The sequence below is a fragment of the uncultured Succiniclasticum sp. genome, from assembly GCF_902793885.1.
In the GTDB taxonomy this organism is placed as follows: domain Bacteria; phylum Bacillota; class Negativicutes; order Acidaminococcales; family Acidaminococcaceae; genus Succiniclasticum.
In genome coordinates this window covers 144,684-169,811 of record NZ_CADBFF010000002.1, presented here as the reverse complement: position 1 = coordinate 169,811, position 25,128 = coordinate 144,684, and the positions used below count along the sequence as shown (strand labels likewise).

General features: G+C 38.7%; 26 protein-coding genes. All 26 read right to left on the bottom strand.

Going from position 1 to position 25,128, the window contains the following annotated elements:
• Positions 1–87: 87 nt before the first annotated feature.
• The gene (locus QZV31_RS01890; RefSeq protein WP_295357321.1) at positions 88–1,038 is read right to left on the bottom strand and encodes an ATP-grasp fold amidoligase family protein; all 951 of its coding nucleotides are present in this window, start codon (positions 1,036–1,038) and stop codon (positions 88–90) included.
• A gap of 272 nt (positions 1,039–1,310) precedes the next feature.
• Complete coding sequence (locus tag QZV31_RS01885; RefSeq protein ID WP_366508676.1) at positions 1,311–2,822, bottom strand: sugar isomerase; 1,512 nt, start codon at positions 2,820–2,822, stop codon at positions 1,311–1,313.
• A gap of 255 nt (positions 2,823–3,077) precedes the next feature.
• On the bottom strand, positions 3,078–4,304 hold the full coding sequence (locus tag QZV31_RS01880; RefSeq protein WP_295357316.1) for an EpsG family protein: 1,227 nt from the start codon (positions 4,302–4,304) through the stop codon (positions 3,078–3,080).
• A 37-nt stretch (positions 4,305–4,341) separates the two neighbouring features.
• On the bottom strand, positions 4,342–5,418 hold the full coding sequence (locus QZV31_RS01875) for a glycosyltransferase (RefSeq protein ID WP_295357314.1): 1,077 nt from the start codon (positions 5,416–5,418) through the stop codon (positions 4,342–4,344).
• A 647-nt stretch (positions 5,419–6,065) separates the two neighbouring features.
• The gene (locus QZV31_RS01870) at positions 6,066–6,872 is read right to left on the bottom strand and encodes a LicD family protein (protein ID WP_295357311.1); all 807 of its coding nucleotides are present in this window, start codon (positions 6,870–6,872) and stop codon (positions 6,066–6,068) included.
• A 56-nt stretch (positions 6,873–6,928) separates the two neighbouring features.
• Positions 6,929–7,543: an MBL fold metallo-hydrolase gene (locus tag QZV31_RS01865; RefSeq protein WP_295357399.1), complete on the bottom strand. Its 615-nt coding sequence runs from the start codon at positions 7,541–7,543 to the stop codon at positions 6,929–6,931.
• Positions 7,544–7,731: 188 nt separating this feature from the next.
• Complete coding sequence (locus QZV31_RS01860) at positions 7,732–7,857, bottom strand: hypothetical protein (protein WP_295357308.1); 126 nt, start codon at positions 7,855–7,857, stop codon at positions 7,732–7,734.
• A 127-nt stretch (positions 7,858–7,984) separates the two neighbouring features.
• Complete coding sequence (locus QZV31_RS01855; protein WP_295357305.1) at positions 7,985–8,716, bottom strand: sugar transferase; 732 nt, start codon at positions 8,714–8,716, stop codon at positions 7,985–7,987.
• Positions 8,717–8,731: 15 nt separating this feature from the next.
• A complete protein-coding gene (locus QZV31_RS01850) occupies positions 8,732–9,667 on the bottom strand; it encodes a hypothetical protein (RefSeq protein WP_295357302.1) in 936 nt (311 codons plus the stop codon).
• Between the two features lie 487 nt (positions 9,668–10,154).
• A complete protein-coding gene (locus tag QZV31_RS01845; RefSeq protein ID WP_295357301.1) occupies positions 10,155–10,610 on the bottom strand; it encodes a hypothetical protein in 456 nt (151 codons plus the stop codon).
• Between the two features lie 156 nt (positions 10,611–10,766).
• Positions 10,767–10,901 (bottom strand): hypothetical protein, encoded by a 135-nt coding sequence (locus QZV31_RS01840; protein WP_295357298.1) that lies wholly within the window; start codon positions 10,899–10,901, stop codon positions 10,767–10,769.
• A gap of 153 nt (positions 10,902–11,054) precedes the next feature.
• Complete coding sequence (locus tag QZV31_RS12965) at positions 11,055–11,183, bottom strand: sugar transferase (RefSeq protein ID WP_366508675.1); 129 nt, start codon at positions 11,181–11,183, stop codon at positions 11,055–11,057.
• Between the two features lie 238 nt (positions 11,184–11,421).
• Positions 11,422–11,808: a VOC family protein gene (locus tag QZV31_RS01835; protein WP_295357295.1), complete on the bottom strand. Its 387-nt coding sequence runs from the start codon at positions 11,806–11,808 to the stop codon at positions 11,422–11,424.
• Complete coding sequence (locus tag QZV31_RS01830) at positions 11,805–13,469, bottom strand: HAD family hydrolase (protein ID WP_295357293.1); 1,665 nt, start codon at positions 13,467–13,469, stop codon at positions 11,805–11,807. Before QZV31_RS01830 ends, QZV31_RS01835 begins: the two co-directional genes overlap by 4 nt.
• Before the next feature lie 18 nt (positions 13,470–13,487).
• Positions 13,488–13,703: an acyl carrier protein gene (locus QZV31_RS01825; protein ID WP_295357290.1), complete on the bottom strand. Its 216-nt coding sequence runs from the start codon at positions 13,701–13,703 to the stop codon at positions 13,488–13,490.
• Between the two features lie 11 nt (positions 13,704–13,714).
• Positions 13,715–14,455 carry an SDR family oxidoreductase gene (locus QZV31_RS01820; protein WP_295357288.1) on the bottom strand — a complete coding sequence of 247 codons (741 nt, stop codon included), beginning with the start codon at positions 14,453–14,455 and terminating at the stop codon, positions 13,715–13,717.
• Between the two features lie 3 nt (positions 14,456–14,458).
• Positions 14,459–14,677, bottom strand: coding sequence for an acyl carrier protein (locus QZV31_RS01815; RefSeq protein WP_295357286.1), 219 nt, complete (start codon positions 14,675–14,677; stop codon positions 14,459–14,461).
• A 20-nt stretch (positions 14,678–14,697) separates the two neighbouring features.
• Positions 14,698–15,759, bottom strand: coding sequence for a ketoacyl-ACP synthase III (locus tag QZV31_RS01810; RefSeq protein ID WP_295357284.1), 1,062 nt, complete (start codon positions 15,757–15,759; stop codon positions 14,698–14,700).
• Between the two features lie 22 nt (positions 15,760–15,781).
• Positions 15,782–16,447: a PIG-L deacetylase family protein gene (locus tag QZV31_RS01805; protein ID WP_295357281.1), complete on the bottom strand. Its 666-nt coding sequence runs from the start codon at positions 16,445–16,447 to the stop codon at positions 15,782–15,784.
• A gap of 26 nt (positions 16,448–16,473) precedes the next feature.
• Positions 16,474–17,118, bottom strand: a complete 645-nt coding sequence (locus QZV31_RS01800; RefSeq protein ID WP_295357279.1) for an acetyltransferase — start codon at positions 17,116–17,118, stop codon at positions 16,474–16,476.
• 70 nt (positions 17,119–17,188) lie between these two features.
• Positions 17,189–18,493 (bottom strand): DegT/DnrJ/EryC1/StrS family aminotransferase, encoded by a 1,305-nt coding sequence (locus QZV31_RS01795; protein WP_295357277.1) that lies wholly within the window; start codon positions 18,491–18,493, stop codon positions 17,189–17,191.
• 42 nt (positions 18,494–18,535) lie between these two features.
• Positions 18,536–20,395 carry a nucleoside-diphosphate sugar epimerase/dehydratase gene (locus QZV31_RS01790; protein WP_295357274.1) on the bottom strand — a complete coding sequence of 620 codons (1,860 nt, stop codon included), beginning with the start codon at positions 20,393–20,395 and terminating at the stop codon, positions 18,536–18,538.
• Positions 20,396–20,506: 111 nt separating this feature from the next.
• Positions 20,507–21,847, bottom strand: coding sequence for an O-antigen polymerase (locus tag QZV31_RS01785; protein ID WP_295357271.1), 1,341 nt, complete (start codon positions 21,845–21,847; stop codon positions 20,507–20,509).
• Positions 21,837–22,517: a hypothetical protein gene (locus QZV31_RS01780; protein ID WP_295357268.1), complete on the bottom strand. Its 681-nt coding sequence runs from the start codon at positions 22,515–22,517 to the stop codon at positions 21,837–21,839. Before QZV31_RS01780 ends, QZV31_RS01785 begins: the two co-directional genes overlap by 11 nt.
• Positions 22,518–22,535: 18 nt before the next feature.
• The gene (locus tag QZV31_RS01775) at positions 22,536–23,780 is read right to left on the bottom strand and encodes a flippase (protein WP_295357265.1); all 1,245 of its coding nucleotides are present in this window, start codon (positions 23,778–23,780) and stop codon (positions 22,536–22,538) included.
• 28 nt (positions 23,781–23,808) lie between these two features.
• Positions 23,809–25,128: an O-antigen polymerase gene (locus tag QZV31_RS01770; protein WP_295357262.1), complete on the bottom strand. Its 1,320-nt coding sequence runs from the start codon at positions 25,126–25,128 to the stop codon at positions 23,809–23,811.

Genomic DNA, 25,128 nt, shown 5'->3' with positions numbered 1-25,128 from the left:
TCTTTATTGCTATTGACACAATCATTGCTTCAATCATCTGTCGTAAAGCAACGTTTTCTTTCTCAGTTGCGCTATAAAGAAAATTTATTACGATAGTTTTTGCAAGTTTATCATTTCACCTAACTTATAATTCCATTGATCAGGTTCAAAAACACCAAAACCGCTTGCAGGATAAAATGTTATTTCACCAAAATACATACGTCCGCTAATATCATAAAAATCAATGCGGACAAAAAGCATATCCTTTGACAAAATTTTAGCTTTGTTCTTCATGTCATCAAAACTGACAGGCTTGTTTATAACTCTGTTACTATGTGGAAACGGTTTACCAGGAAAATGTAGACCTGTAAACTGTTCTTTCTTCCAGTTCATATCATAAAAATCTATAGTCTCATTTGTAGACCTATCTTGTATTACTTGGCAAAACTTCGGCTCACCCTCAAAACAATATAATTTGTAATCAGTAAGATCGCCTCTTAACACGCAAACATTTTTATCTTGCATATATTTTTCTGCCAAAATACGGGGTTTCACATTTTTATATGGCCATTCACGTCCATAAGAATAAAAATTTCGTTTTAGAGATTGTTCTATTATATTCTTAGCCTTTTGTATGTCTAACTTTTCTTTATCATGACATATTACAATTCCTCCCGAATCATGCGTACACTTTAACACAAACTGATCCGGTAATTTATCAAAATCAATTTCATCAAAATGGTTCCAAACACCAAGAGTCGGAATAATATATTGTATCCCGATGCGTTCCGCAACATAGGCTTTTACTTCATATTTATCGACCATTGTTGTATATTCCGGCTTGCGGTCATATAGTTTTAGCCATTGCAACTTTTCGTTAAAAGTTTTGGGATTGTCCAAATTCAAATCATAGCCCATTCTGTAACGAAATAATCGTTTTAAATATTCGTCATCAGGCATATCTTGATACATGTCAAAAAGCGAACAATTTACTGCAAAACGATATCCTTTGTCTGTTAAATAACGTACACCTTTGCTTACAATGTTTCTTGTACTCACGATACAACTTGTATGACATATTCAGAAGCTAATATCATACTTTTCCTTTCTTAAAAATCTAATAACTTGTGAGATATATTACATTCAGATGCTGTAGACCTTGGATGAATTTTACCCTGTCATACAACTCTTTTAGGAGTGTATTGCCACAGCTTCTAAAGCACTTATCAACTGGATATGCTATGCAGTTTTTACAACAGAGTTAAAAACTGCCCACACTAACACCATAACAAGCATTTTGTTGAAATTTAAAAATTTCAAATTATAAAACCTTAAATCTTTTTTCTTCTGCTAAAAAGATGATGCTTAACTAAAAACAAATTATCTTTGTAAAAAAGACAGTTAACCCCTATCCAGATCATCACAACAATAACGAATATTTCAAAAGCCATAATGAACCAGTCAAAATAATTTAATTCTTTCAAGGATATCCAACTAGTCACAAAATATGAAATACCAACGATACATAAATCAACAGCAATTTGTTTTGCCGTGTTTTTAATTGGCCAGTGTATAATATTTTTCGAGTTATAATTGATCATCCATATAATTTGATATAGCAACGCAACGAAGGAACCCATCGCTACACCAACAAGCCCCCACAATTTAACCGTTATTATTGAAACTGTAATATTCAATAGTGCTGCCACAACATAATTTGACTGTGTTTCTTTAAAATGCCCTACCGCCAATATCATCATATTATAGGGAAGCCTGATACAGCGTGATGCAAAAGCCATCACAAGAAAAAACGCAAATAACGGCTGTTGATAATTTGCGTCAACTACACCTTTGGTATAAACACTTATAAATGGTAAAATCACAAAAAGCAAACTACCAAATGTAATCGTAACAAAACTATGTAATGCCCATTCAACCAACGAGAAAAAATATATTAGCTTTTCCTTTTCATTACGAGCCCAAAGTTCACCGAATATTGCCTGTATCCCAACGGTCATCGACATAAACATCTGCTTTGCGCCATTAACAACCAGCATATACATGGAATAAATGGATACATTTGTTAATGAAGAAAACACTGTAAGTACAATATACCCAGTACTGTCCAATACGATTGCCGCAAAATGCTGGGCTACGCCATTCCATTTTTGCCTAATTGGTTCTCCCTGATATTCTATATCCCAATTAATATTATAATTTCGGCTAACATAAAGTTTAAGAATTATCGGCCGTAACAAAAAAATAACCGAAGTAGCAAATTTCACCATTTGGATAGATGCATCCATGTGGATTAGTGTAACACAAGCAATTGTATTAAGAATAATCGTCCCCGTCTGAAGCAAATAATTCACATACCCATGCTGATCTGCTGCAAGCAACAAGGAGTTAACAATACCAAAATAATATTGTGCAAAGGAGCTGATACATATTGCAAGAATCAACGTTGCCGTAAATACAAAATCAAAATTCTGATTTGATATTTGTGGATAAACAAAAATAAGTAACACTACATAAACAGCCAATATAAACGCAAGACTTCTGAAAAACTTGTTAGCCGATGCCATAACTTTGCTGATTTCAATGTTATTTTTTTCGGCAAGTGGTTTATAAAGAGAAGACTCAATTACCGCACCAACTCCCATTTCCAAAAATGCAATAACGTGTAGGAATTGCGCTATAGATTGTGTCAAGCCATTAATTTCTGATCCAAAATGTGATAATAATAGTCTCGGGACAATAAAACCGCAAATGATTGCGGTTATTTGATATAAAAGGGAAGAAAAGGTGTTTCTCGCCAATAATTTTTTACGCAATAACAGCACCACCTGAGTGTTAAATAAGAGTTTTATAAAGTATCATAAAACAACTACTTTGATTTAATGAAAAACTAATAGATTATATTAAATAAACAAATACTATTTGTTTAACCATTTTTGTTCTATCTTATCTTTTGCTTATCTTTTGGCTTTGCATCTATAACTAACATTGTTATATAATATACCATTTCATTAAAATGGGACTAATTTAAAAGATGCATCATACAAGATAAAACCATTCAGTTTATATGCATTAATCATTTAAAGAATATTGGTCAATATTTCAAATAATACGGTGTACATATTAGTTAAAAGTATATCAGCGCCCCAATCTAAAATGCTGTCAATATAAGTATAAGTCCAACGTATTTGAAAAACAAGTGAAGGGATAGTGCATAACCATAAAGATAGATACACTATTTTTATAGCTAACGGCAAACACTTATAATGCTTCCTAACCGGCATCATATATGCACCGCAACATGCATATCCAGCTGCTGCAAATCGCCAATACAATGGAACTGGCATTGGAACAATCGCTAAAACAAATAAATTAATCAAGCTAAAAAAATACAAAAAAGACCGTTGTCGTTGTTCTTCAATAATACCACTTTTTAATAAATAAAATACAATTATTAACATTAGAACTGCCTCAACAGACATAGTGGTTTTTAATAAAAGAAAAGATAACGAGTTTTCAGCAGCCAATCCATAAGCAGTGTATTCATTGGTTGAATAATTCAACGCTTTTGAAGAAAGTTTTACAAAAAACTGATATTGAACTAAATTAAACCTATAAATAATCTCTTGTAAATAATATATTGTTGGCATTGTTAATACGGGGAAAAATAACAATACTTTTTTTATTTTTTCTGGCAACGAACATGCTATTCTAAATAAAATTAAAAATATGGCAGAATGATGGATAAAAATACAAGCTAAATAACCTATAAATACAAATAGATTTTTTTCCTCTTTAACTATATCCAAATAAGCCAATAATATAATTAAAGCTAACGCCATTCCGCTTCGAACGGTTTCCATAACATACATAAACGGCAAAAGCAGCAATTGAAAAAGTAAAACAAATTTTATTGATTTAACCGAATTATAATGTTCAGCTAAATCGCAGGTTATATAAGTTACTGATAGCATTACAATCGTGATTGATAAAGCTGGCAATAATTGTGGAACCCCTAATCGACCAAGCCCCCAATAAATAAAATGCATGACATATAAACCATCATCAAAGAATTGACTGATTTCCGGTAATGTTAATTGCTTTGCTAAATATAACGATTCATAGTATCTAATTAAATCTTTATTAGTACCATGTTTCAACGTAAATGCGCAAATAATAATAAATACAAAAAACAAAAAAGCAGGAATATATTTTCTCCATTTTGATGGATTATAAACTAACCCAACAAGAAAATAAAATAATGCCAACGGGGGGAATGCAAAAAGTATTGCATAATCAATAATCATAAATTAAATACCTTTTCATAATTACTATATAGAAGTGTTAAATCACATCTAACCACATCTGTGCAATCTTCTCAACGGGATACTTGTTTCTGATTTTAACAGCATTTTTTGATAGCATTTTTGCAAAACTCTCATCTTCCAATATTTTCTTCATCCCTTCAAACATTGCTTGTACATCACCAACCGGTACCAAAATACCATTCACGTTATTTTCAATTACCATTCTTGCGCCACCTGCAGGGCAATCGGTAACAACAGAAGGTAAACCCATAGCTAATGATTCTAACATGGAATTAGAAATCCCCTCGTAATCCGATGACAATACAAACATAGCGCTCTTATTCATCTCATCATAAATATTATCACTAAAGCCTGGCAAAAATACCTTGCCTTCAAGATTCTCCCTTTTAATTAATTGCCTGATTTCATTTTCTAAAGGGCCTCTTCCATAAATATATAGTTTATATTCCGGATAAAATGCCTGTAATTTCTTAAAAGCTAATATCATCATAGGGATATTTTTCTGCCTATCTAATCGGCATGCAGAAATAATCTTCTTCTCTCGTTTACCCCCATAAACAACCGGTAAGCTACCATTAATTGGATTTGGAATAATCACGCCCTTATCACGAATAGCTTTTGAGAAAAAATTCATTGCATCTTTTGTTTGAAAAACACATAAATCTGCATGTCCCAAAGAAAAATTTCTCAAATACCGCAATAGAAAAGTATTACATGTATTTTGTGGATCACTTCTTAATGATAAAATAATACGGTTACTCGTAAATAAGGATGCTATACCTAAAACAAAATGTGATTGTAATACAAATCCGACAAACGTAGTTTCAGGCATTTTCTTCATGATTGTAATTAAACTATAAATCCATATAAAATAGCGAATTACTTTATTCTTATGATATTCTAGATCGATAAACTTCATACCTTTTGAAATATTATATTGATTTGCATACATAGACGGCGCAAGTTGAATAAACGTAACGTCGTATCCTTCTTTTTCCCATTCTAAAGCAATTTCAGTTGTTACCCTCTCTGCACCACCGTTAGTCAAATGAAGCGTCACAAAAGCAATATTTTTTTTTATTTCATGTTTCATATTATCACAACCTGTCTCGTATAATTACTGCAATGTGTATGCATTTAATTTATTAGTATTAGCCATGATTTTTACAAATTATTCAGTATTTCCCAAAATCTATTTTCAATCAGTCATTTGATCCGTCCAAAACATTTCCCTCATTTTTTCTTCTGCATCCAAACTGACTGTCTCTTGCCCAATCCCCTCACTCCAAAGATTCGTCATCCGATTTACGTTTTTAATTATTTTCGCAGGAACGCCAGCTACTACACAATTAACTAGTATAACTTTATTTATCAAACTGCATTCAACAATAATCACATTAAAACCTATTTTAAAATTATAAAGAATACATATACCCGCAGCAATGTCAACATTGTCTCCAATCTCTACACATCCAACATTCTAAGCGTACTTCCCCTCAGTGTACATAGTAGTTTCAGGTTTATTTAACATGCTGTGTGTAACATCAAGCATAACAAAATACACGTTATGATCCATACATCATTCCCCATACTAATTATTTTAGCGTAAAGTGAAACTCGCCTATCCATAATCAAGCACTGTTCACGCATGGTGCGGTAGATAGATAGGTAGATATATAATGGCTTTTGATAACACTATCCTCTATGGCAATGTATATCCCATGTCTTCCAAAATTACTTTCAGTTTCCTCCCGGAATCTCACGTTTTTTGTCCTGCCTTCTTGTGATTGAGTTTCTTATCACACTATGTTGTGCTTTTCTATCTTTTTCCGGCGGCGGTGTCATGTAATTTACACCATAACTAGTCACCAGTGCTTCTTCATATCGTTTATTAACCATAAAACTCTTATTTTCGAAAGTTATATCACTATATTCTTTCATAAAATCACAGTCAAATGTTAATGGTAACCAATAAAATGTGTCATTGGAACGATGAATTCTGGTTTTATTTCCTAAAAATCTTTTCTCCTCCAAGTCGTGATACCAGTCTAACTTCCTTTTAAGTGAAAATAACTTGCCTAATGCATATGTAATACAAATCAAAATTTTATAAAAAATATTGCGTCCAACAAATACTATATTCTCTTTCGGTTTTATCATCCCCTGCAAAAATCTTAACAAATTAACTTTTAAAAGGGCTCCCAATTTATTTTCAGTAATATAATCATAAATTAAGATATCTATAAATACCGCTTCTTCCTCCGTAATATGTACAAAGCGCGATACCCATAACACATCTTCATATAATACAACATCACGATAGCGTTTTGCTGCTATAATTGTTTTAAATTTTTTATATTCTTCACGTGTCATCACAACATCTACATCATCATCCCAAGGGATAAAACCTTTATGTCTTTCTGCTCCCAAGAGTGTGCCCCCATGTAATGAATAACAAATTTTATTTTCTCTGCAAATGTAATCAAAAAGAATTAATGATTGTAATAATCTTTTTTGAACGGTTTCTAGTCCATATGAATTATCCATTTCAAATTACACTATTCCTTCCACAAATATTGTTGAAACCATTATGATTATAATTATCAAAACACGCATTTTTTGATCAATTCCAGTGAATGGCTATTAAACAGCACCTCCCCATGCCCTGGATAAGCCCAATCCAATTTTAACATCAGTTTTTCCAAAAATGGTAACGTACGTTCACGATATAACTTTTTGCTGCTCCCCGGAAACTTGACCATCAATCCATTCTCTAATATAGTATCACCCACAAACAACATATCATCCATCAAGATACAGCAACTGCCCTCAGAATGGCCAGGCGTGGTGAACATTTCTACTAAATGGTTCTTCCAATGAAATGAATAACTGTCACTAAAGGTTACATCTGCTTTACCACATACAAAAGGAGACCACCTTTCTGGCTTTTTTTTACCTGCTAATTCTGCCAATACTTCTGCATACGCAGACAAATTTTCCTTTGCATCCTGTATTTTCTCCGAACATTTTTTGCTGGCAATAACCCTGCAAGTAGTATTACATACTTTCCTTAATGTATTCAATCCGTAAATATGATCAAAATGCTCGTGTGTTAAAAGTACTGTAACAGACGCAGCGTAACGACATCTTTTCATGATTACATCTGGATCAGACGGATCAATCACAAGTATATGATTCTCTTCTTCGAATAAGTACATATTGGAGTCTAACAAATCACTTACAAAGCGCCTTATAATCATTATACCTATACTATTATATAAAATATAACAAGATTAAGATACAGCTTATCTAACATCAGCTTAACGACTTTTTCCCGTACTCCCATAACCGTAACAGCAACCTTTCCCAATAACAAAAGTATCAGACGTATTCTCATAAGGGCGGGTTAATGTTTCCCATGCATCAAAATCATACAATCTTCAATAATGCTTTTCTGGATAGCGCCGTCCTGCACGGCAATTACAGCGTAAATATCGTTTTCTTTCGCCAATTCCAAAATATAATCAACCACACAGCACTCATATTCATTAAGACGCCGTCCTTGTTTATTTGGATCATCAACAAGAAACCCGTAAATTTTGTAAACAGAATGCTACTTGTTAATATCTTCTATTAGCCAGGCATCTTCTTTCCCAAAATCACCGGCTCCCAGTATTACTATGATTTTCATTATTCTGCTCTAAACTGTCAAAATGCCGTTCTACTCCTAATTCATTTCTGTCCTTTGTCTCATCAAGATTTGTACCATCAAAAGGCGCCCGTGTATCACTGGCCCGGTATTCACTGCCTCTTACTACCGCTTTAAAGATAGCCAACACCATCTTTAGATCAACTATTAAACTAACATTTTCGATATACCAAATATCATTCTCGAATTGTTCTCGCCATGTCCATGTTTTACTGTCAGTTTTTATAATTCGCTCTAACGTGAGTCCAGGCCTTATGGCATGGCGCATAGCATGACGTTGATTATAATATTGCAAATACTCAACCAATAATGGCCGTGGTCCAACAATACTCATATCACCTTTTAAAATATTGAAAAGCCCCGGCAACTCGTCGAGTGATGTTTTCCGGATAAAATAGCCGAATTTAGTAAGCCTTTTTTCCTCTGGAAGTAAATAGCCGTCTTCCCCATGTTCATTTGTCATGCTCCGAAATTTGTACATACTAAACAGTTTAGCATCTTTTCCCGGTCTCTTGGTATTATAAATTATCGGCCGCCCATGAAAAATCATTTCCAAAATACAGATAACTAATAATACTGGCGAAAAAATCACAATTGCAACACTACTAAGAATAATATCCAAAAACCTTTTTATATACATTGAATAAAATGTTTTCTTTACTTTTGGCAAATTACTTTTCATAATATCTTAAACCTTTTAAAATATATCTGAATCCATCATTGTGATATATGAATTACAAATATCCAAATTCTGCGTCCAACAAGTCATAGGGAAAGGATGATCGCCATTAACAAATCCGGCTTTCCCCAATATATTTTTATACTGTTCAGAAGTCAGCCAAACTTTTAATATGTCACATTTCCATTCTTTTGCCAGATTTTTCGCATACAATAATAATTCATACATTATTTCTTTTGAATCTGCAATAATATCAACAATCTGTAGTTGCCTCAAACTATTTTCTTCGTAAGTATCAACCACAACATAACCACGCTTCCTATTATCAATATACTCAAATCCTGTATAATCAAATCCAGGTTTTTGAAAAAAACGCCAATTTAAAAATTCCGCCTTTCGTGTTTTTATAAAAACGTGCGTTTTAGACAATTCCCTGCTGATTGCTTCATAATCATCTGTAAATTCGGAAAATCTACGAATTTGCTCTGACACATCACATTTTTTTGCCTTAGCTGTCCAAAAGGCCACGTCCCCAACATAGTGATGCTGCAAAAATTTTACAGTAATACCATATGAATTATTGTTTGGAAAGCCGTAGATAATGCCTATATCTTCATTCTGCCTGGCACATTCTGTAAAAAGCTGTAAGGAAGCACCTAAAAAATGTTCATCAGCCATTGTAGTGCCGCTTACGGCAGAAATAACATCTTTTCCGTTAAGAATTGCCGGATGTGGAGTCAATGCATTATACGCCACCAGATTCTCATCTTTCCACAAAGAAGTCGCTCTTTCACAAAGACAGGGATTCTTTTCCATTTGCCAGCGTAACATTTCCAAAGAAAGAACCCTTCCGCCAAATGCCTGAGAAAACAATGCCTGCACTTTATCCAACTTTTCTTTTGGATACTTTTGAACCTCGTATTGCGGAATCCTTAAATACTTTGTAAGCGCCATAACGTCCTCATTTGTAAACTGTTTTATAATATATTTTGCAGAATAAATATTCTATACTGTACTCCATCACCAGTCTGGCTTTAAGAAATCACTGTTCCGGCTAACCTGAAAGCATCCTTCCAAAGCCGGAATCCAGTGCTAAAATTCTTTATAATTGAATTGTGCATCGCAAGATAAAAATTCATTATGAGGAGGTCATCCTTATCAATCCCTGATCTCCATATTTATCTGCCATATGCACGGTAATGATATCCAAATTCTCTGCGGCAGCCAGATTATGGATTTCTTCATCGCTGTATCGCTCTGTAGTTACATTAAATTGATTTATTTATTGATAAGCTAGGTAACTCTTTTTTTCTTCCGGTTTCATGAAATAGATATATGTTCTTAGTCCATTGCAGCACGTTCCGTCCGCAACCACCAACGCAGATAATTAGTAAATTTCTCATTTTATACATCCCATAAAATCACTTGAAAACTCTTGTTACTATGCATCGGCATGTTTCTCATTCATTTTACGAAAATGTTCCCAACAGTTTTTAATGGTTCCTTCTGATAATCCGCCTTTTTCATATATCACTTCTATATCAGTTTTCCTTTTTTTCTTTGCAAATTCATCTATGGAGCAAATATATTTAACAGGTCTACCTGCATATACGCCATTGCCAGGCAAACTTTTGTTTATAAGGCTTCCTTCAGCAATAATAGTGTTCGGACCAATAGAAACATTGTAGAGGATTTCGGTATGTGCACCTATAAAGACATTATCTTGTATTTCGATACAGCCAATATGTTCACAAAAACTGCCCCCCCATTGCGGACAATTGTTCATCATTCTGTGAATTACGTCATGCGTTGTAAAAGATACATCAGAAGCAATCCAAACATTGTTACCAAATGAAATCAACTTAGGGTATAAAGGTATCTTCCGAAACATTGTCATACAATTATCTCCCATGTGATAAAAGATGTTATGCTTTTTTATGTAGGCAGCCCTTCCCACAGCTGTTGTTGTCAGACACAAGCCAATTGTATGCCTAATCCTGTACCAATCCAAATTCATCCTCCCCTAAATATCACAATCTCATTCAACACGAAATTAATTTTCCAAACTATCAAAATATTTCACTATCCCTAGTTCATCAAAGCCTCTTGTTTCGTTAAAAGGATTTTTTGTTGTATTTGCCCTTGTTTCACTAGCTTGTAGAACTGGTTTAAAAATTGCAAGAATCATTTTTACATCCACAGCAAAGCTAATACTCTCAACGTACCAAATATCATTTTTAAACTGTTCCCATCATGTCAATATTCTTGCTGTCTGTCTTTTCTTATGCGTTCCAGCGTAAAATCCGGGCGACCAGTGTACTTCATCGCATGTTTGGGATTATTAGCACTTTAAATACTCAACTAATAATGGTCTGGGCCTCGCAATACTCATATCATCTTTTAACATATTAAACAGCTCTGATAACTCATCAATCTTTGTTTTTCGAATAAAACGCCCAAATTTTATCAGCGCTTTTCTTCTGGTAACAGATTCCCATCGTCACCATGTTCATTTATTATGCTTCAAACTCATATATGTTTTACATTTTTACCTAGTCGTTATGTAATATGGATAATTGATGCCAATGAAAAATAATGTTTAATACATAAACTGACAATGAAACTGCAGCAAAAAACAATTGCATTTTCACACAGCGTGTTAACTTATAATCATTTTAATGCAATTGCAAAAAACAATCTTAAAATCATCACTCTTCTACAATCTCAATCAATCCAACACTCAGCGAAAATAAAAACACCACTCTTTTCCCACCAAATGCCACTGCCGGAGTTAACGGAATGGTAACTTTAAAACGATTTTTTTGCAGACGCTCTATATCTGCTTCAATCTCATCGCTCTTATAACAAATGTGATAAGGTGTCGGGCCTGTTTTTTCCAATAACAAGTCAACAGGTGAATCTGTGCTAATCGGTGCTACTAACTCTACCCTGTAACCGTCCATATCACCAAAAGCTATGTAAACATTACGTGCTGTATCGGTTACCGTATCCTCAAAATGAAAGCCTAATTCTGACATGGATTTTTTAGCTTTATCTATATTTTTAACTGCATACCCTATATGGTCTATTTTCATTCCCAGTCTCCTGCCAGCACCTTTTTGAACATACCGGTAATTTCCGGTAATGAATCAACCGGCGTTGTATAATCTTTACGGTCGCCAATCTCTTTAATTTCACCAGAAATGTTTACAAATCCCATTTTTTCAAACAAGTCAACAACCGGTGCATTCTTGGCTGTTTTAATATAAGAGGCTTTTACAGTAGCAATGCCCTTTTGTTTCAGTAATTCTTTAATCCGTGCCATCATCTCATTTTCTGCATTGCGACCCATTACACGACAACTCATCAGGTAGGTATCAATTTCAGCAACATCTTTTTCATATTTCAAAATCAATACGGCAACCAACCCCTGATCACCAAATTTATCAGCCATATGAACCGTAATAATATCTGAATTGTCTGCTGTTGCCAATGAGTGGATTTCCTCTTCACTGTAACGTTTCGTTGTAACATTAAACTGGTTTGTTTTATTGGTAAGCTGGGTTACACGTTTTTCTTCTTCCGATTTCATAAAATGGATGTCCATGGTCATTTCCAGTTTCTTCAGAAAATCTTCTATGGAAACAGCACTGCTCATCTCTGTTTTACGCATAGCTTCTGAACGGTACATAGCGGTCTTTTTCGTGTCTTCACTAGTCACTTCCAAAGACAGGAAATATTCGTCATATGCTTTGGCAACTACTGCGGGCAATTGCGCTGTATCTTTCGGAAAATCAATCACTGCTACTTCCGGGCACTCCGCTTTCATACGCTCCCGTTCTGCAGGATTGTCGTCTAAAAACACAAAGGAATCCAAACCAATATTCAGATTTGTTGCCAGTTGGCGAATGTTCACCGTTTTCGGTTCCCAGTTAATAACTTCTGCTACCAGATCTTCATGCTGAAGCACCATATCCGGATGTTTAAATACCGGTTCCACATCTTCCACATTGTTCTTGGAAAGAATGGCCACCATCACACCCTGTTCTTTCATTTTTTTCAATATGCGCTGGGTGTCTTTATAACGGGCGCCTTCTTTGTTATTCGCAAGCTGAATCCCGTTCACGCCGTCTTCCCCGATAACACCGCCCCAAAGGGTGTTGTCCAGATCCACGGCAATACATTTCTTCTTAGCGCCTTTGGTAACAGAAGTGTAACGGGTAATCAGTTCCGCAATGGCAGCCATGCCTTTCATGGAATACGGCATGGAACCCACATACCACATTTTGGGCGAATAAAACGCTTTCCGCCCCAAATCGGCAACAGCCTCTTTTACCGGAAGGATGTAAACGTCACTGCCGTTGCAGTACAGTTCCTGAACACGTTCAATCAGATAGTTTTCAAAATAGGCTTCCAGTCGTACTTCTGCTCCAAAATGACAGGTAACATTACTGATATCAATGGATGAAACAAATACCGGTACACCTGGTAATTTAGCAGTTGCCACCTGTAAGGCACTACACCACTCATCTATGGTCTGACAGCCTCTTTCCCTGTCGTTCCATGTATCCGCATAGGCATCGGCATGAAGCAAAACCACAACCGCGTCCGGTTTAAAGGCATACAAACCCGAAGCAGGGTTAATCATCTCCTGCTGCCAGGTATCAAAACCGGGGGAAAGGTACAGCTCTGCGTTTCGCTGCAACATACCAGCAAGCAAGTCTACCGTAACATTGGATAATAAAGCCAATTTCATTACAACAACCTCCGTAACTTATGCCTGGGTGTATTTATAAAAATCATTCAGCGTTTTAATCGTCGGCACTTTTTCAATGGGGATTTCTACATCATATTCCTCTTCAATTTCCATGACCAGACGCATATGCATCAGGGAATCCCATTTCTTAAATTCTTTAAACCTTGTTTCCCCGCTTAATTCAGAAGGATCTACCTGCATCACACCTGCAACAAATACTAAAAAACCCTGCATACCTTTTCCTCCTATACCTTTCGAACAGAATGTCCGCCATCTGCTGTAATAATCTGTCCACTAATCCAACGTGATTCTTCCAAAAGAAGGAAACAAATCAGATTGCTGGCGTCGCTAATTTCTCCAATACCCAGAGGATATGATTCCAACAGTTTTTTCATTCCTTCTTCATTCAACTTATCCATCCAACCGGCAGCCATAGGCGTTTTCACAGGAGCAAAACAAACCTCATTGATGCGGATACCTTTTTCCATCAGTTCCGCAGCTGCCGGAGCCAAATACCCTTCAATGGCACCTTTTGCCGCTGCATATGCCGTATGACCCATGGCACCTTCATGGGCAGACTGGGAAGAAATCAACACGATGCTGGTTCCTTCCGCGTGGTTCTTCTTTTTACTGATTGCCGCAATCATCACCATAGGTACCAGTGCGTGCAATCGCCAGAGGTTCTCAATGTCTTCCACTTTGGTTAAATGCAGCGGTGCCATTTTATCAAAGCCGGCACAATGGACAAACCCACCAACAGGACCATATTCCGCCACAAGATTTTTTATCAAATACTGCAAGTGGTCGACATCCATCAAATCGCATTCCTGCAAAAACAACTTTTCCGGATACTGCTCTGCAATAGCACGAACCTCATCCCGTATTGCTCTGTCAAGGCCAATGACAGAACACCCAGATGCCAGCAATTTTTCTACAACGCCTTTGCCTATTCCTCCGGAAACACCGGTAATCAACACATTCTGCATGGTTTATCCCTTTACACACTTCTTATACAAGTCGCCAATGGTATTGCATTCCATAAACTCATCAACAGAAACTTTTACACCAAATTCATCTTCCATCATTACAATAAGGGAAAAACCTACCAGAGAACTGAAGTCCTCCAAATCACGGAACACGGTTTCCATCGTAATCGTTCCCGGTTCAACCTCAAAAATCTCAGCTACCAATTCAAGAAATTTTTGCATTCTCATTGCTCCTTTAATATTTATTTATATTGGAATAATTTGTAAAACGCCTTTGGATCCAAAGTAATAACACCTGCACTGGCAGAAAGACCTCCCCCAAAGCCGGAAATCAAAACTTTGTTTTCTTTATCTGTAATCAACATTTTTGCTGCTTCTTTCGCAACGGTTACCGGAACCGTAGCCGAAGCAGAATTGCCTACTGCATCCCCGGACTGCCAGGTCTTTTCCCAGGTAAACTTCAATTTTTTACCAAGCTTTTTTATCATATACATATTGGCTTGATGAGGCACAAACGAATCTATTGTTTCAGCGCTTTCACCAATTTCTGCGAGGAATCGTGTTAACCATTTGGATACATCCATAGCCACAAATTTGAAAATGGCAAACCCGTCCATATAAATATCTACATTTCTCCGTTTTCCGCCGTCCGGCAAATCCTGATAAGCAAGATCTTCTGCTTTAATCGGAGATTTAGAGCCGGCAGCAGGAATAAACAAGGAATCCCTGCCGGAACCGTCTGTATAGAACGTAAAACTCCATTCTGAATTGCTTTCCGTTATAGAAAGCAATGTTGCAGAACCAGCGTCAGCCATAACAGGTACAGTTGATTTATCAAGGCCGGACATATAAGTACTTTGGATATCACCATCTAATAGCAACACCTTTTTACCAGAAGCTTTGGCAAACATAGATGCAATATATAAACCATAAGCATATCCGGAACAGGCAAGACTGATATCAAAAGCAGGTATTTCTTTTGACAGTCCCAACTTTTCCTGCACTAAAGATGCATTAAACGGCATTAATCGATCCGGCGTAAAGGTTACAAACACAACACCGCCAATTTCTTCAGGTTTAGTATTTGTCCCTTTTAATACTTCTTCAGCACAAGCAATACAAAGGTCACCGGTTGAAGTTCCAACGTTAGCAAGATAACGTGTTTCAATTCCAGTTGACTGAATAATCAACTGTGCTTCATCGCCATACATTTCCTGTAACGAGGCCGCATTATCAATTTTTCGCTCCGGTACACAAGCCACTACACCATCAATATGAATTCCTTTAATATTAAATATTTGCATTATACTATCTTCTCCCGTTTTTTTAAATCTTAATTTCCCGTATTAAAGAAAAAGCTTCCGCTGCTTTACATCCAATGGTCGCGCCCCTAAATTTAGCCAGGCTTTCAATTGCTTCCAAAGATCGTGTTTCAGGGAACGTACCTAATTGGCTTTTAAAAAATTCCATTGCCCTTAACTTCAAGTTAAGTGTATCAGAAATATCTTCATATACAGTTGGAAAGAACTCATTCACTGTATTAGGAATGTCCCACCCTGTTTCAGAAAGTGTTTCATACGCATAGATACGTTGCACAACATGTCTATATTTAGGTCGTAACGCTACCATCGCGGCGTCAACTACCATTTTATGATCAAGTTGCATATCGCCTCGATGTGGAATATACACTTCGTCAGGGTGAATTCGTTGTACAACTTGGAAAAATGCTTCATTAAACTGATAACGGGGAATTGTTTCCAACATCACAGCAGGGAAGTTCAAATAAACACGTTCTTTCACGCCAAGCAGCTCATCGGCTTGTTTGCATTCATTTCTCACTTGCACTACCGATTCCTCAGAAAAAAGCGGTTCGCATCCTTTGGTAACAACACAAATGTAAACATCATGCCCCCGGGAAATTCTTTTGGCAATGGTCCCACCGACACCGAGATATTCATCGTCAGGGTGTGGCGCAATTACTAAAACATTCATAACTTCTTTCTCCACTATCCCCCATACTACCCTATATTTAATCGCTTGGCCGGCACACCCATAACGGTAGTTCCCTCTTTCACATTTCTAATCACAACAGAACCCGCTCCCACTTTGGCATTTGTTCCTATATGCATTCCAGGAACAACAGTACTATTAGTAGAGAGGTATGCTCCTTCTTTAATTACGGTGTGTCCGCTGATACAAGACCCAGACATAATTGAAACATATTTTTCTATTAAACAGTCATGACCCATAGTAACTGAAAAATTAAAAATGCATTGGTCTCTAATACTTGTATTTACGCTTACAATACTGCCGGCACAAATAATACACCCTTTGCCTATAAAAGAAGTTGGTGCAAAATTAACTGAAGGATGGATTATTGTTTCCCAATTATCAAAATCTACAAGCTTATCTACTATGCGCTTGCGAATCTGCCCGTCCTGCATGGCAATTACCGCACACACAAATTGTCTTTTTGAAATTTCAGAAAGATAATTAACAGGGCCGAGGCATTTATAACCATTGAATTCCTGTCCAATTTTATTTGTGTCATCATCCAAAAAGCCTAATATATTGTACGCTAGCTCTTTCCTGTTAATATCTTCAATCAGCCAGGCAACTTCTTTACCAAAATCACCGGCACCGATTATTATAATATCTTTCATCAACTAACATTCCTTTAATATGAAAATATCCTTAAACTACATAAAACCATTTCGCTTACAACGTAAATGCTTATTTAAAACACCTGTGAATAATATCAATAATCACATCTTGCTCTTCCTTCTGCATTTTATTATCGCTGGGCAGACAAAGTCCCCGTTGGAAAATGTCTGCACCAACATCTATGGTGCCGGTTTCTTTTATATACGCATTGCTTTTTGCCCTGCCGTTTCCATTCCGTGTTACAAACGGGTTCATGCGGTAAATCGGTTGCATATGCATGGGCTTCCAGATGGGCCTACCTTCTGCATTAAAGGCGGCAATAGCGTCCAAAATTTCTGTCGGACAGCTTTTGCCCGGTTCACTTACATACAGCGCATCCTTTTCCCCACGAACATGCGGACACATAGCGTCTTCGTCAATGACCAGGCAGCTTAGCCAGTAGTTGGGTTCGGAGTTGGCAAAGTCGATGGGATTCATCTGTACCGGCAAACCCTTTAACCCTTCTTTATACCGCTCATAAATCGCCATTTTCTGGGCAATGTGTTCTTCCAGATAGGGGAACTGACCGCGAACTACCCCGGCAATGATATTGCTCATACGGTAGTTAAAGCCCATTTCTTCGTGTTGGTACCAGGCGGCATCTTCCCGGCTCTGGGTACTCCATTTTCGGATTTTGTTGGCGTCTTCTTCGTTGTCTGTCAGGTACATGCCGCCGGAACTGCCGGTAATAATCTTATTTCCGTTAAAGGAAATCACACTTTCCGTTCCAAACATGCCGGTCTGCACACCTTTGTAAGTGGCGCCAAAAGACTCTGCGGCATCTTCTACAATGAGGGCCCCATGATTATCGCAAACCGCTTTGATTTCATCGATTTTGCCCGGCGTACCGTATAAGTGGGCAACCACTACAAGCTTTACTTCCGGATAGATTGCAAAGGCTTTTTCCAGCGCCACTGGATCCATGTTCCAGGTATCGTATTCCGTATCAATGAACACCGCTTCCCCGCCTTCGTAGGCAACCGGGTTTACCGTAGCGTCAAAGGTCATATCAGAACAGAACACTTTATGTCCTTCCAGTGCGCCGTGTCCCACCTTGGGCTGGCCATACAATTTTTCCCCGCACAGTTTTATGGCAAGATGTAACGCCGCTGTACCGCAGGAAAGAGCCACCGCGTACTGGCGGCCGATTTTCTCCGCCGCCAGTCGTTCCACTTCGTTGATATTCGCCCCAACGGTACTTACCCAGTTGGTTGCAATGGCATCATCCACCCAGTGCTGTTCATCCCCGTGCATAGTGGGGGAAGAAAGCCATACTTTTTTGGCAAAGGGTTTGATTCCCGCAAAACGGGGATCGTGTATAAAATCATGTTTCATACGGTTAGCATCTCCTGTTCATATAAACATGCCTGTTAGCATTTATTCTGCCTTAAAGTGATTCGGCGTATAGGTGGGAATCATGGTTTTCAACTGCCCGATAATCGCGTTCTCCTCTTTCAGGGACCGCAGGGTTTCAATTTGCCGGTACAACGTCTCCGGGTCTTCCTCCTGCAGAATCGCTTTAGCGATTTTTTTATGGGAGGTTTTTTCCGTCCCTTCTTCCGCCGTCATCAGTTCTTCAAACAGCTTTTCCCCGGGTCGCAGGCCGGTCACTTTGATTTCAATGTCCTGCCCCAGCACCAAACCGGACAGGCTAATCATCTTCTTGGCCAGATCCATGATCTTCACCGGCTCGCCCATGTCCAGTACGAATACTTCGCCGCCTTCACCCAGGCCCCCAGCTTCCATCACCAATTGGCTGGCTTCCGGGATGGTCATAAAGTACCGTTTCATGTCTTCGTGGGTCACCGTCAGCGGACCGCCCTTGGCCAGCTGCTTTTTAAACAGGGGCACTACGCTGCCCCGGCTGCCCAGCACATTGCCGAACCGCACCGCCATGTATTTGGTATTGGGATAGCGTTTGTTCAGGGCCTGCCCGATTTTTTCCGTCACCCGTTTGGTAGCTCCCATCACACTGGTGGGGTTTACTGCCTTATCCGTACTGATCAGCACAAACCGTTCCACCCCGTACTGCCCCGCCAGCTCCGCCGTATTCAGGGTACCTGCCACATTGTTGAATACCGCTTCTTCCGGTTCCGCTTCCATTAAGGGCACGTGCTTGTGGGCCGCCGCGTGGAACACCACCTGGGGATGGTATTGCCGGTACACCTGCTCCATCCCTTCCCGGTTGGTAATATTCATAATATAGGGAACCAGCACGCCTTTCGGTGCCTTTTCCAATAATTCCCGGTGGATTTCGTAAATGCTGTTTTCTCCCCGGCCCAGCAGGATCAATTTCGTCGGACTCAGCCGCAGCACCTGCCGGCAGATCTCGCTGCCGATACTGCCGCCGGCGCCGGTAACCAGCACCGTTTTCCCTGTAATATAACTGCCGATCTCCTTCAGGTTCATCCGTACCGGATCCCGGTTCAGTAAGTCTTCAATGGAAAGTGGGCGTAAATCTTTAACTTTGATATCTTTAGCATCCAGACTGGTAAAAAACTCCGGTAAAATCTGTACGGGCACGCCGCTGGACGCACAGATTTCCGCCAGATCTGACATGGCCACGGCTTCCAGGGACGGGATGGCAATGATGATTTCGTCCACCCGCAGGCTTTTTACCAGGGAACGGATGTCCTGCCGACCGCCGTATACCTTGACGCCGTTCATAATCTGGCCCCATTTGGTATCATCATCGTCCACAAAGCCTACTACCTTGCGGTTATCCCGCTGGCGGATATCCCGCAGAATGATATTGCCCGCATCTCCGGCCCCTACAATCAGAACTCGCAACACTTTACCCTGTCGTACTGTCCTTTTTTCTGAATTATTCTCAGCCCAGCGCACAAACATACGGCTGGCCCCGACCAAGAATACATCGAACAGGAAACAGGAAACAAAAATCCCCTTGGACATGCTGCGGTTGGCAAAATACGGCAACTGGAACACGTTATTGATGATTAGATAGGATACGACAACACCGCAAAGGTTGGCCAGCACGATTGCGATCAGTTCCCGGTTCCCCGCATACCTCCAGGCCCGGTGGTATAATTTGAACTGGTAAAAAAAGCCAAGATGAATCAGGATAAATAATGGCAGATTCGCCATAATGGCCGCCATATAATAGGGATATTGCGGTTCCCCCATGGTAAACCGGATCAATACGGCCAGCCAGGATGAGACAAACATGGTGACGATATCCGTCAGCAGCAAGATACAGGGCAGTAAATAACGCCTCACAACAAACGCTCCTCTTTACTGGTAATATGTCATTATATTATAACACGGAACTGTCAATAAGGCAAAAAAATTGCCCATAATTTTGTGCAAAATATAATTGAGTCAGACTCATTATGGTACGTCGGCAGGAACCTCCCGCTGTACAAAGAATCTGCAGATCAGATAAATAACTGCCATTTTATAAACGGTTGACGTGTTGATGATAAACATCAAAAATCGTTCATCGTACATGGAAAGGAACAGCGGACTGACGAAACAGCCATATAAGATTATATGCCAGAACGGTTTTGCATAAAAACGGACATAATTATAGAACGAGGTATATAGGATCCCCAGAATTGCCATAATGAGGTGGGTTCCCACATATCCGTAATCTTCAATATAACGCCGGAGCATGGTATAAATGTTTGTGCCATAACTCTGATGGATATAGCTGAATTCTAAAAATACAATCGGTTTGGGAAGGGCAAAGCCCAAGGTATTCAGATTGCTGTAAATGCCGGATAATGTATTGCCCCCTGTATATTGGTTTTCCAAAAAAACATGGGTATCCAGAAAATAGGATAACTCGGGAATGGAGGAACCGATATACGAAATAAGTATTCGCAAAGGGTCTGTGATCGTAAAACGGTGCCTGACAAAACCAAAAAGCAGGAATATAATTATAAATATAACGAAACTAATAGATATAATCCGCAACGTTGCATATTTACTTTGTAAAGAAAAACCATTCTTTTTTTGTATCAGTATAGCAAACGTAACCAGTGAAAATAAAAAAAGATTAAAATAATTTTCTCTTCCGGTTTCCAGAAAAAAAGCAGGCAGGCATAAAAGAGGGATCGCAAGATATTTAAGGTTCGAAACCAGTTTTTCTTTCAGGCTGTTCTCTTCCACACTGTTGATAATATTTGAAATGACCACAAACAGGCAGCTATAGCATATGGATAACAAAATCACCATTTCGTAGGACAGCCAGCGTGTATATTTAAATTTGTCTCCTGTCAGGCCTCTTCTTGCCCAAAACATAAAATTTTCATAGGTAATATTTTTCCCGATTTCATGAACCATATCATAGGTTGCTTTAACCTGCAGACAGGTAAAGGCAAGAATCACAAAAACAAAAAGAGCCAGATATTTATGGGCAATGGAATACCGGCCAATACATAAACTGCTTCCATTTTTCACAGCCGCCTGATTTTTTGTAACAGCGTCTGTCCAAATACTGGCTATGCCAAAAACTAACACGGACGTTATGATGAGAAGTGCTGCATCAATGCCCATATAAAAATTCCATTCCGGAATGCCCAGCATAGCCACCGCGGTACTGACGGCGGCTACGGCAGACACAACCGTGAACGGGTGCATGATATCGTATTCGGACATAACATATGCAAATGCTGTGATTACCATTAAAACAGGCAGCAGCACATAAAAGGCATTTTCATAAAACATACGCAAATCCTCGTATCGCCGGAACAATGACCACTAAGATTGCCAGCAGCATGCCAAACACAAACCCGATGATCCCATATTTGATCAGTATATCGTTCCGGTCCAGCGGTAATTCTTTGGGATACGAAAAATTCCGGCTTACCACTTTAACGACAGGGCCTGGTTTTATCTTTTTTACAGTACGGTTCGTCTGTTGTATAAACGAATCCATAAATAAACGGCTGTTTTTCTCCAAAAAGGCAAGGTCGTACACTTCGGCCTGCCGCAGGTTATATAAGATACGAAAATTATTCCTCTGATAATTTTGAATCCTCACATGCTGCCGCAGCCATTGTCTTTGCTGCACATCGGTTAACCGGTTCCAGTTTGGATTCAGTTTTACAAATTCAAAATGGCGCTCCTTATCCAGCAATGTAATAAAACCGGCAAGATTAGCATCACTATGCATCACAGCCGGATAATTCAATTGCTTTTTCGGGTTGGAACGATCCTTTGGATTGACTACGGAAACAATATACTCCCCGGTTACCGGGCCGCCGGCCTGAATTACAAACTTTGTAAAAAAAGCTTTTTCAAGCACTAACAGCCCTGCGCAAACCAGTCCGCAGAGAATGATAACACCCAGTTTTTTTAAAATTGCATTTTTAATTACTACGAATCTTTCATCCATGATAGGCACATCCCGTTTTTATTGTATTAAATTGATTCCGTTCCGTTTTATCGTCCGGTACATAGCAGCTGTAACAAAAAATTCCGTTATGGTTACGGCCACGGCAACCCCTGTTGCCTGTACAAAGAAGATTAACGGACAGATGATAGTCAGATTCAGGACGGATGCCAGAATTAAAATCCGGCTGAATTCTTTCTGCATGCCAAAATTCATCATCACCTGTACGCCAAACACCTGGCTAAGGCCAATCAACAGCGGCAAAAACGCCATGATGCGTAACAGGATTACGGAATGATGGTATGCCGGTCCCAATAACAGTGTAACAAAAAAATCCGCAAACAGAAACAAAATGATGCTAATCGCCAGATTGCCCATCCCCATAAACTGCGTAACTTTTCGCAAAAAAGCCACAGCTTCCTCTTTGGAAACGGCAACTTTTTTACTGACATACGGATAGATTCCCTGCATGACCGGTGAGAACAATTGCGTAATATTATCAATGATCTTTTTAGCCCCGCTGTAATACCCGACCATTGTGTTATTGGTGAGCAACCCTAAAAACACCACACTGCTTGCCGTATACAGATTAATGGCAACGGAAGAGACAAAAATTTCCCAGCCAGCCTTTAAGGCCAGCTTCATTTGCTGACAGTTTGGCAGGCACAGGGTTTCCCGGTAACGTGTTGCCAGGATCCCCCAGGCAAAGCAGCCGGAAACCAGAGGCACCGCCGATTGAAAAAATGCTGCCAGGAGATAATCTTCCGGTGCTTTGACCAGCCAGAATATACCGATAACACTGATCAGCCTCCCGATTACATCAACCATGGTAATATAGCGCATTTGCTGGATTCCCTGAAAAAACCAGACAGGGAAAATTACAAAGCCGATGACATTCAGGTAGCAAATCAGATACAGCGATGTATCTACCGCATACCGATGGGAAAAGAACTGCAGCAGAACGGCTCCGGCCAGCGTTGCGATCAGCAGAAGGAATACCTTCGCGAAAAAGATATTGGCAAAAACCTTTCCCCGTTCTGCAACACTGTCATGCCGGGCGATTTCCCGCGGGCCGACCAAATTGAAGCCATAATCCGTGAACAGCGTAAAATACTGCAGGATACTTTGGGCAAATACAACAGCGCCAAACCGTTCCACCTGTAATACGTGTGTTAAGTAGGGGAACGTAATAAAGCTTAAAATATATTGTAAGCCTTTAATGGTTGCTAATGAAAAAATATTTTCCAGCAACTTTTTATTGACCATGAAACATACGTCCTTAAAACACCAAACATTAATCCGTTGCAGTTCGATGCACAAAAACTTTAAAAACTAAATAAAATAAAACAAAATTATATAAAGTTGCTGTAGTTAAAACTTGTATCAGAAAATGTTCTTCATTCATAGCAAAAAATAGTGTAAATGGCAAATAACCATAGTAGGCAATCCATTCAGTTTTTTTAGATATGAAACGGATATAATCATAAAACGCAGCGTAGAACATCCCGATAAAAGCCATAATCAGGTGCATTCCGATAAACCCGTAATCCGTAATATAACGGGCCATCATAGTATACACATTTGTGTCAACGCCCTTGAAATAAACAAACGGTTGAAACAGTCTTACAGGCGGCAGTCCTGCGCCCAGCCGGTTTAAATTACTGTAAATCCCAAACAGCGTGGTTGAACCAATATACGGATTTTCTGCCCTAACCTGTTCTAAAAACACAGAAAACGCTGGCATGGATAATCCCATATAATGCACCAGAATTTCGTAAAACGATTGACCGCCGGCACTAACCTTACCGCTCAATGTCCCTAAAGCCAAAAATACCATTAAAAAAAATAATCCGCAAACTGCACAGACTAGTATAATATATAATTTGCCTTTTACAGAAAAATGATTCCGTATTTGAAAGATAATTGCACCGGTTAATAAGCAGAACAACAAAAAATCCAAAGGCAATTTTCTACCTGTGTCGCATAGTAAAAATACAAGGGAAAAAAGAAGCGGAATTAAATATTTCATGTTACGTCTGAACTCCAGCCGATAATTCCCTTGAATACTCCTGGTAAAAAACACAAACAGGCTGCAAAACACAATCCCCTGTACAAAATAAAACCGATAAAAGAACCACCTGGAAAATTTAAAAGTTTCGCGCTCAACAGATGGTCGAATCGTTTTAATCATACTTGAAAAATCAAAGGGACCGGAATGATTCCCCAGCATAACAGAACCATCATAAAACTCACGGTACTGAAAGTACGCTAATAGCAAAACTGTCAACGACATCAAAAGTATGCCGCTGTTGCTGATAAAATATTCGCAACAGTCTTTCTTTACCGGAATCCCGTTAAGATTTTTCTTAATACGCCAATCGACCCACAAACCGCCTGTAATAAAACAGATCAGCGAAGTAACGATAAGCAGACTGGCATTTATACTCATAGGCAAATGCCACTGTTCAATTTTTGTTGCAGCCAGAAAGGCGCTTGCCGTCATTACGAAAGTAACAATACTGACCGGATGAAGAATGTCAAATTCCGTCAAAATGAATACTACCACACTCAGCGGAATCAGTATTGCCAATAACAGATAGAATGTTTGTTCCAT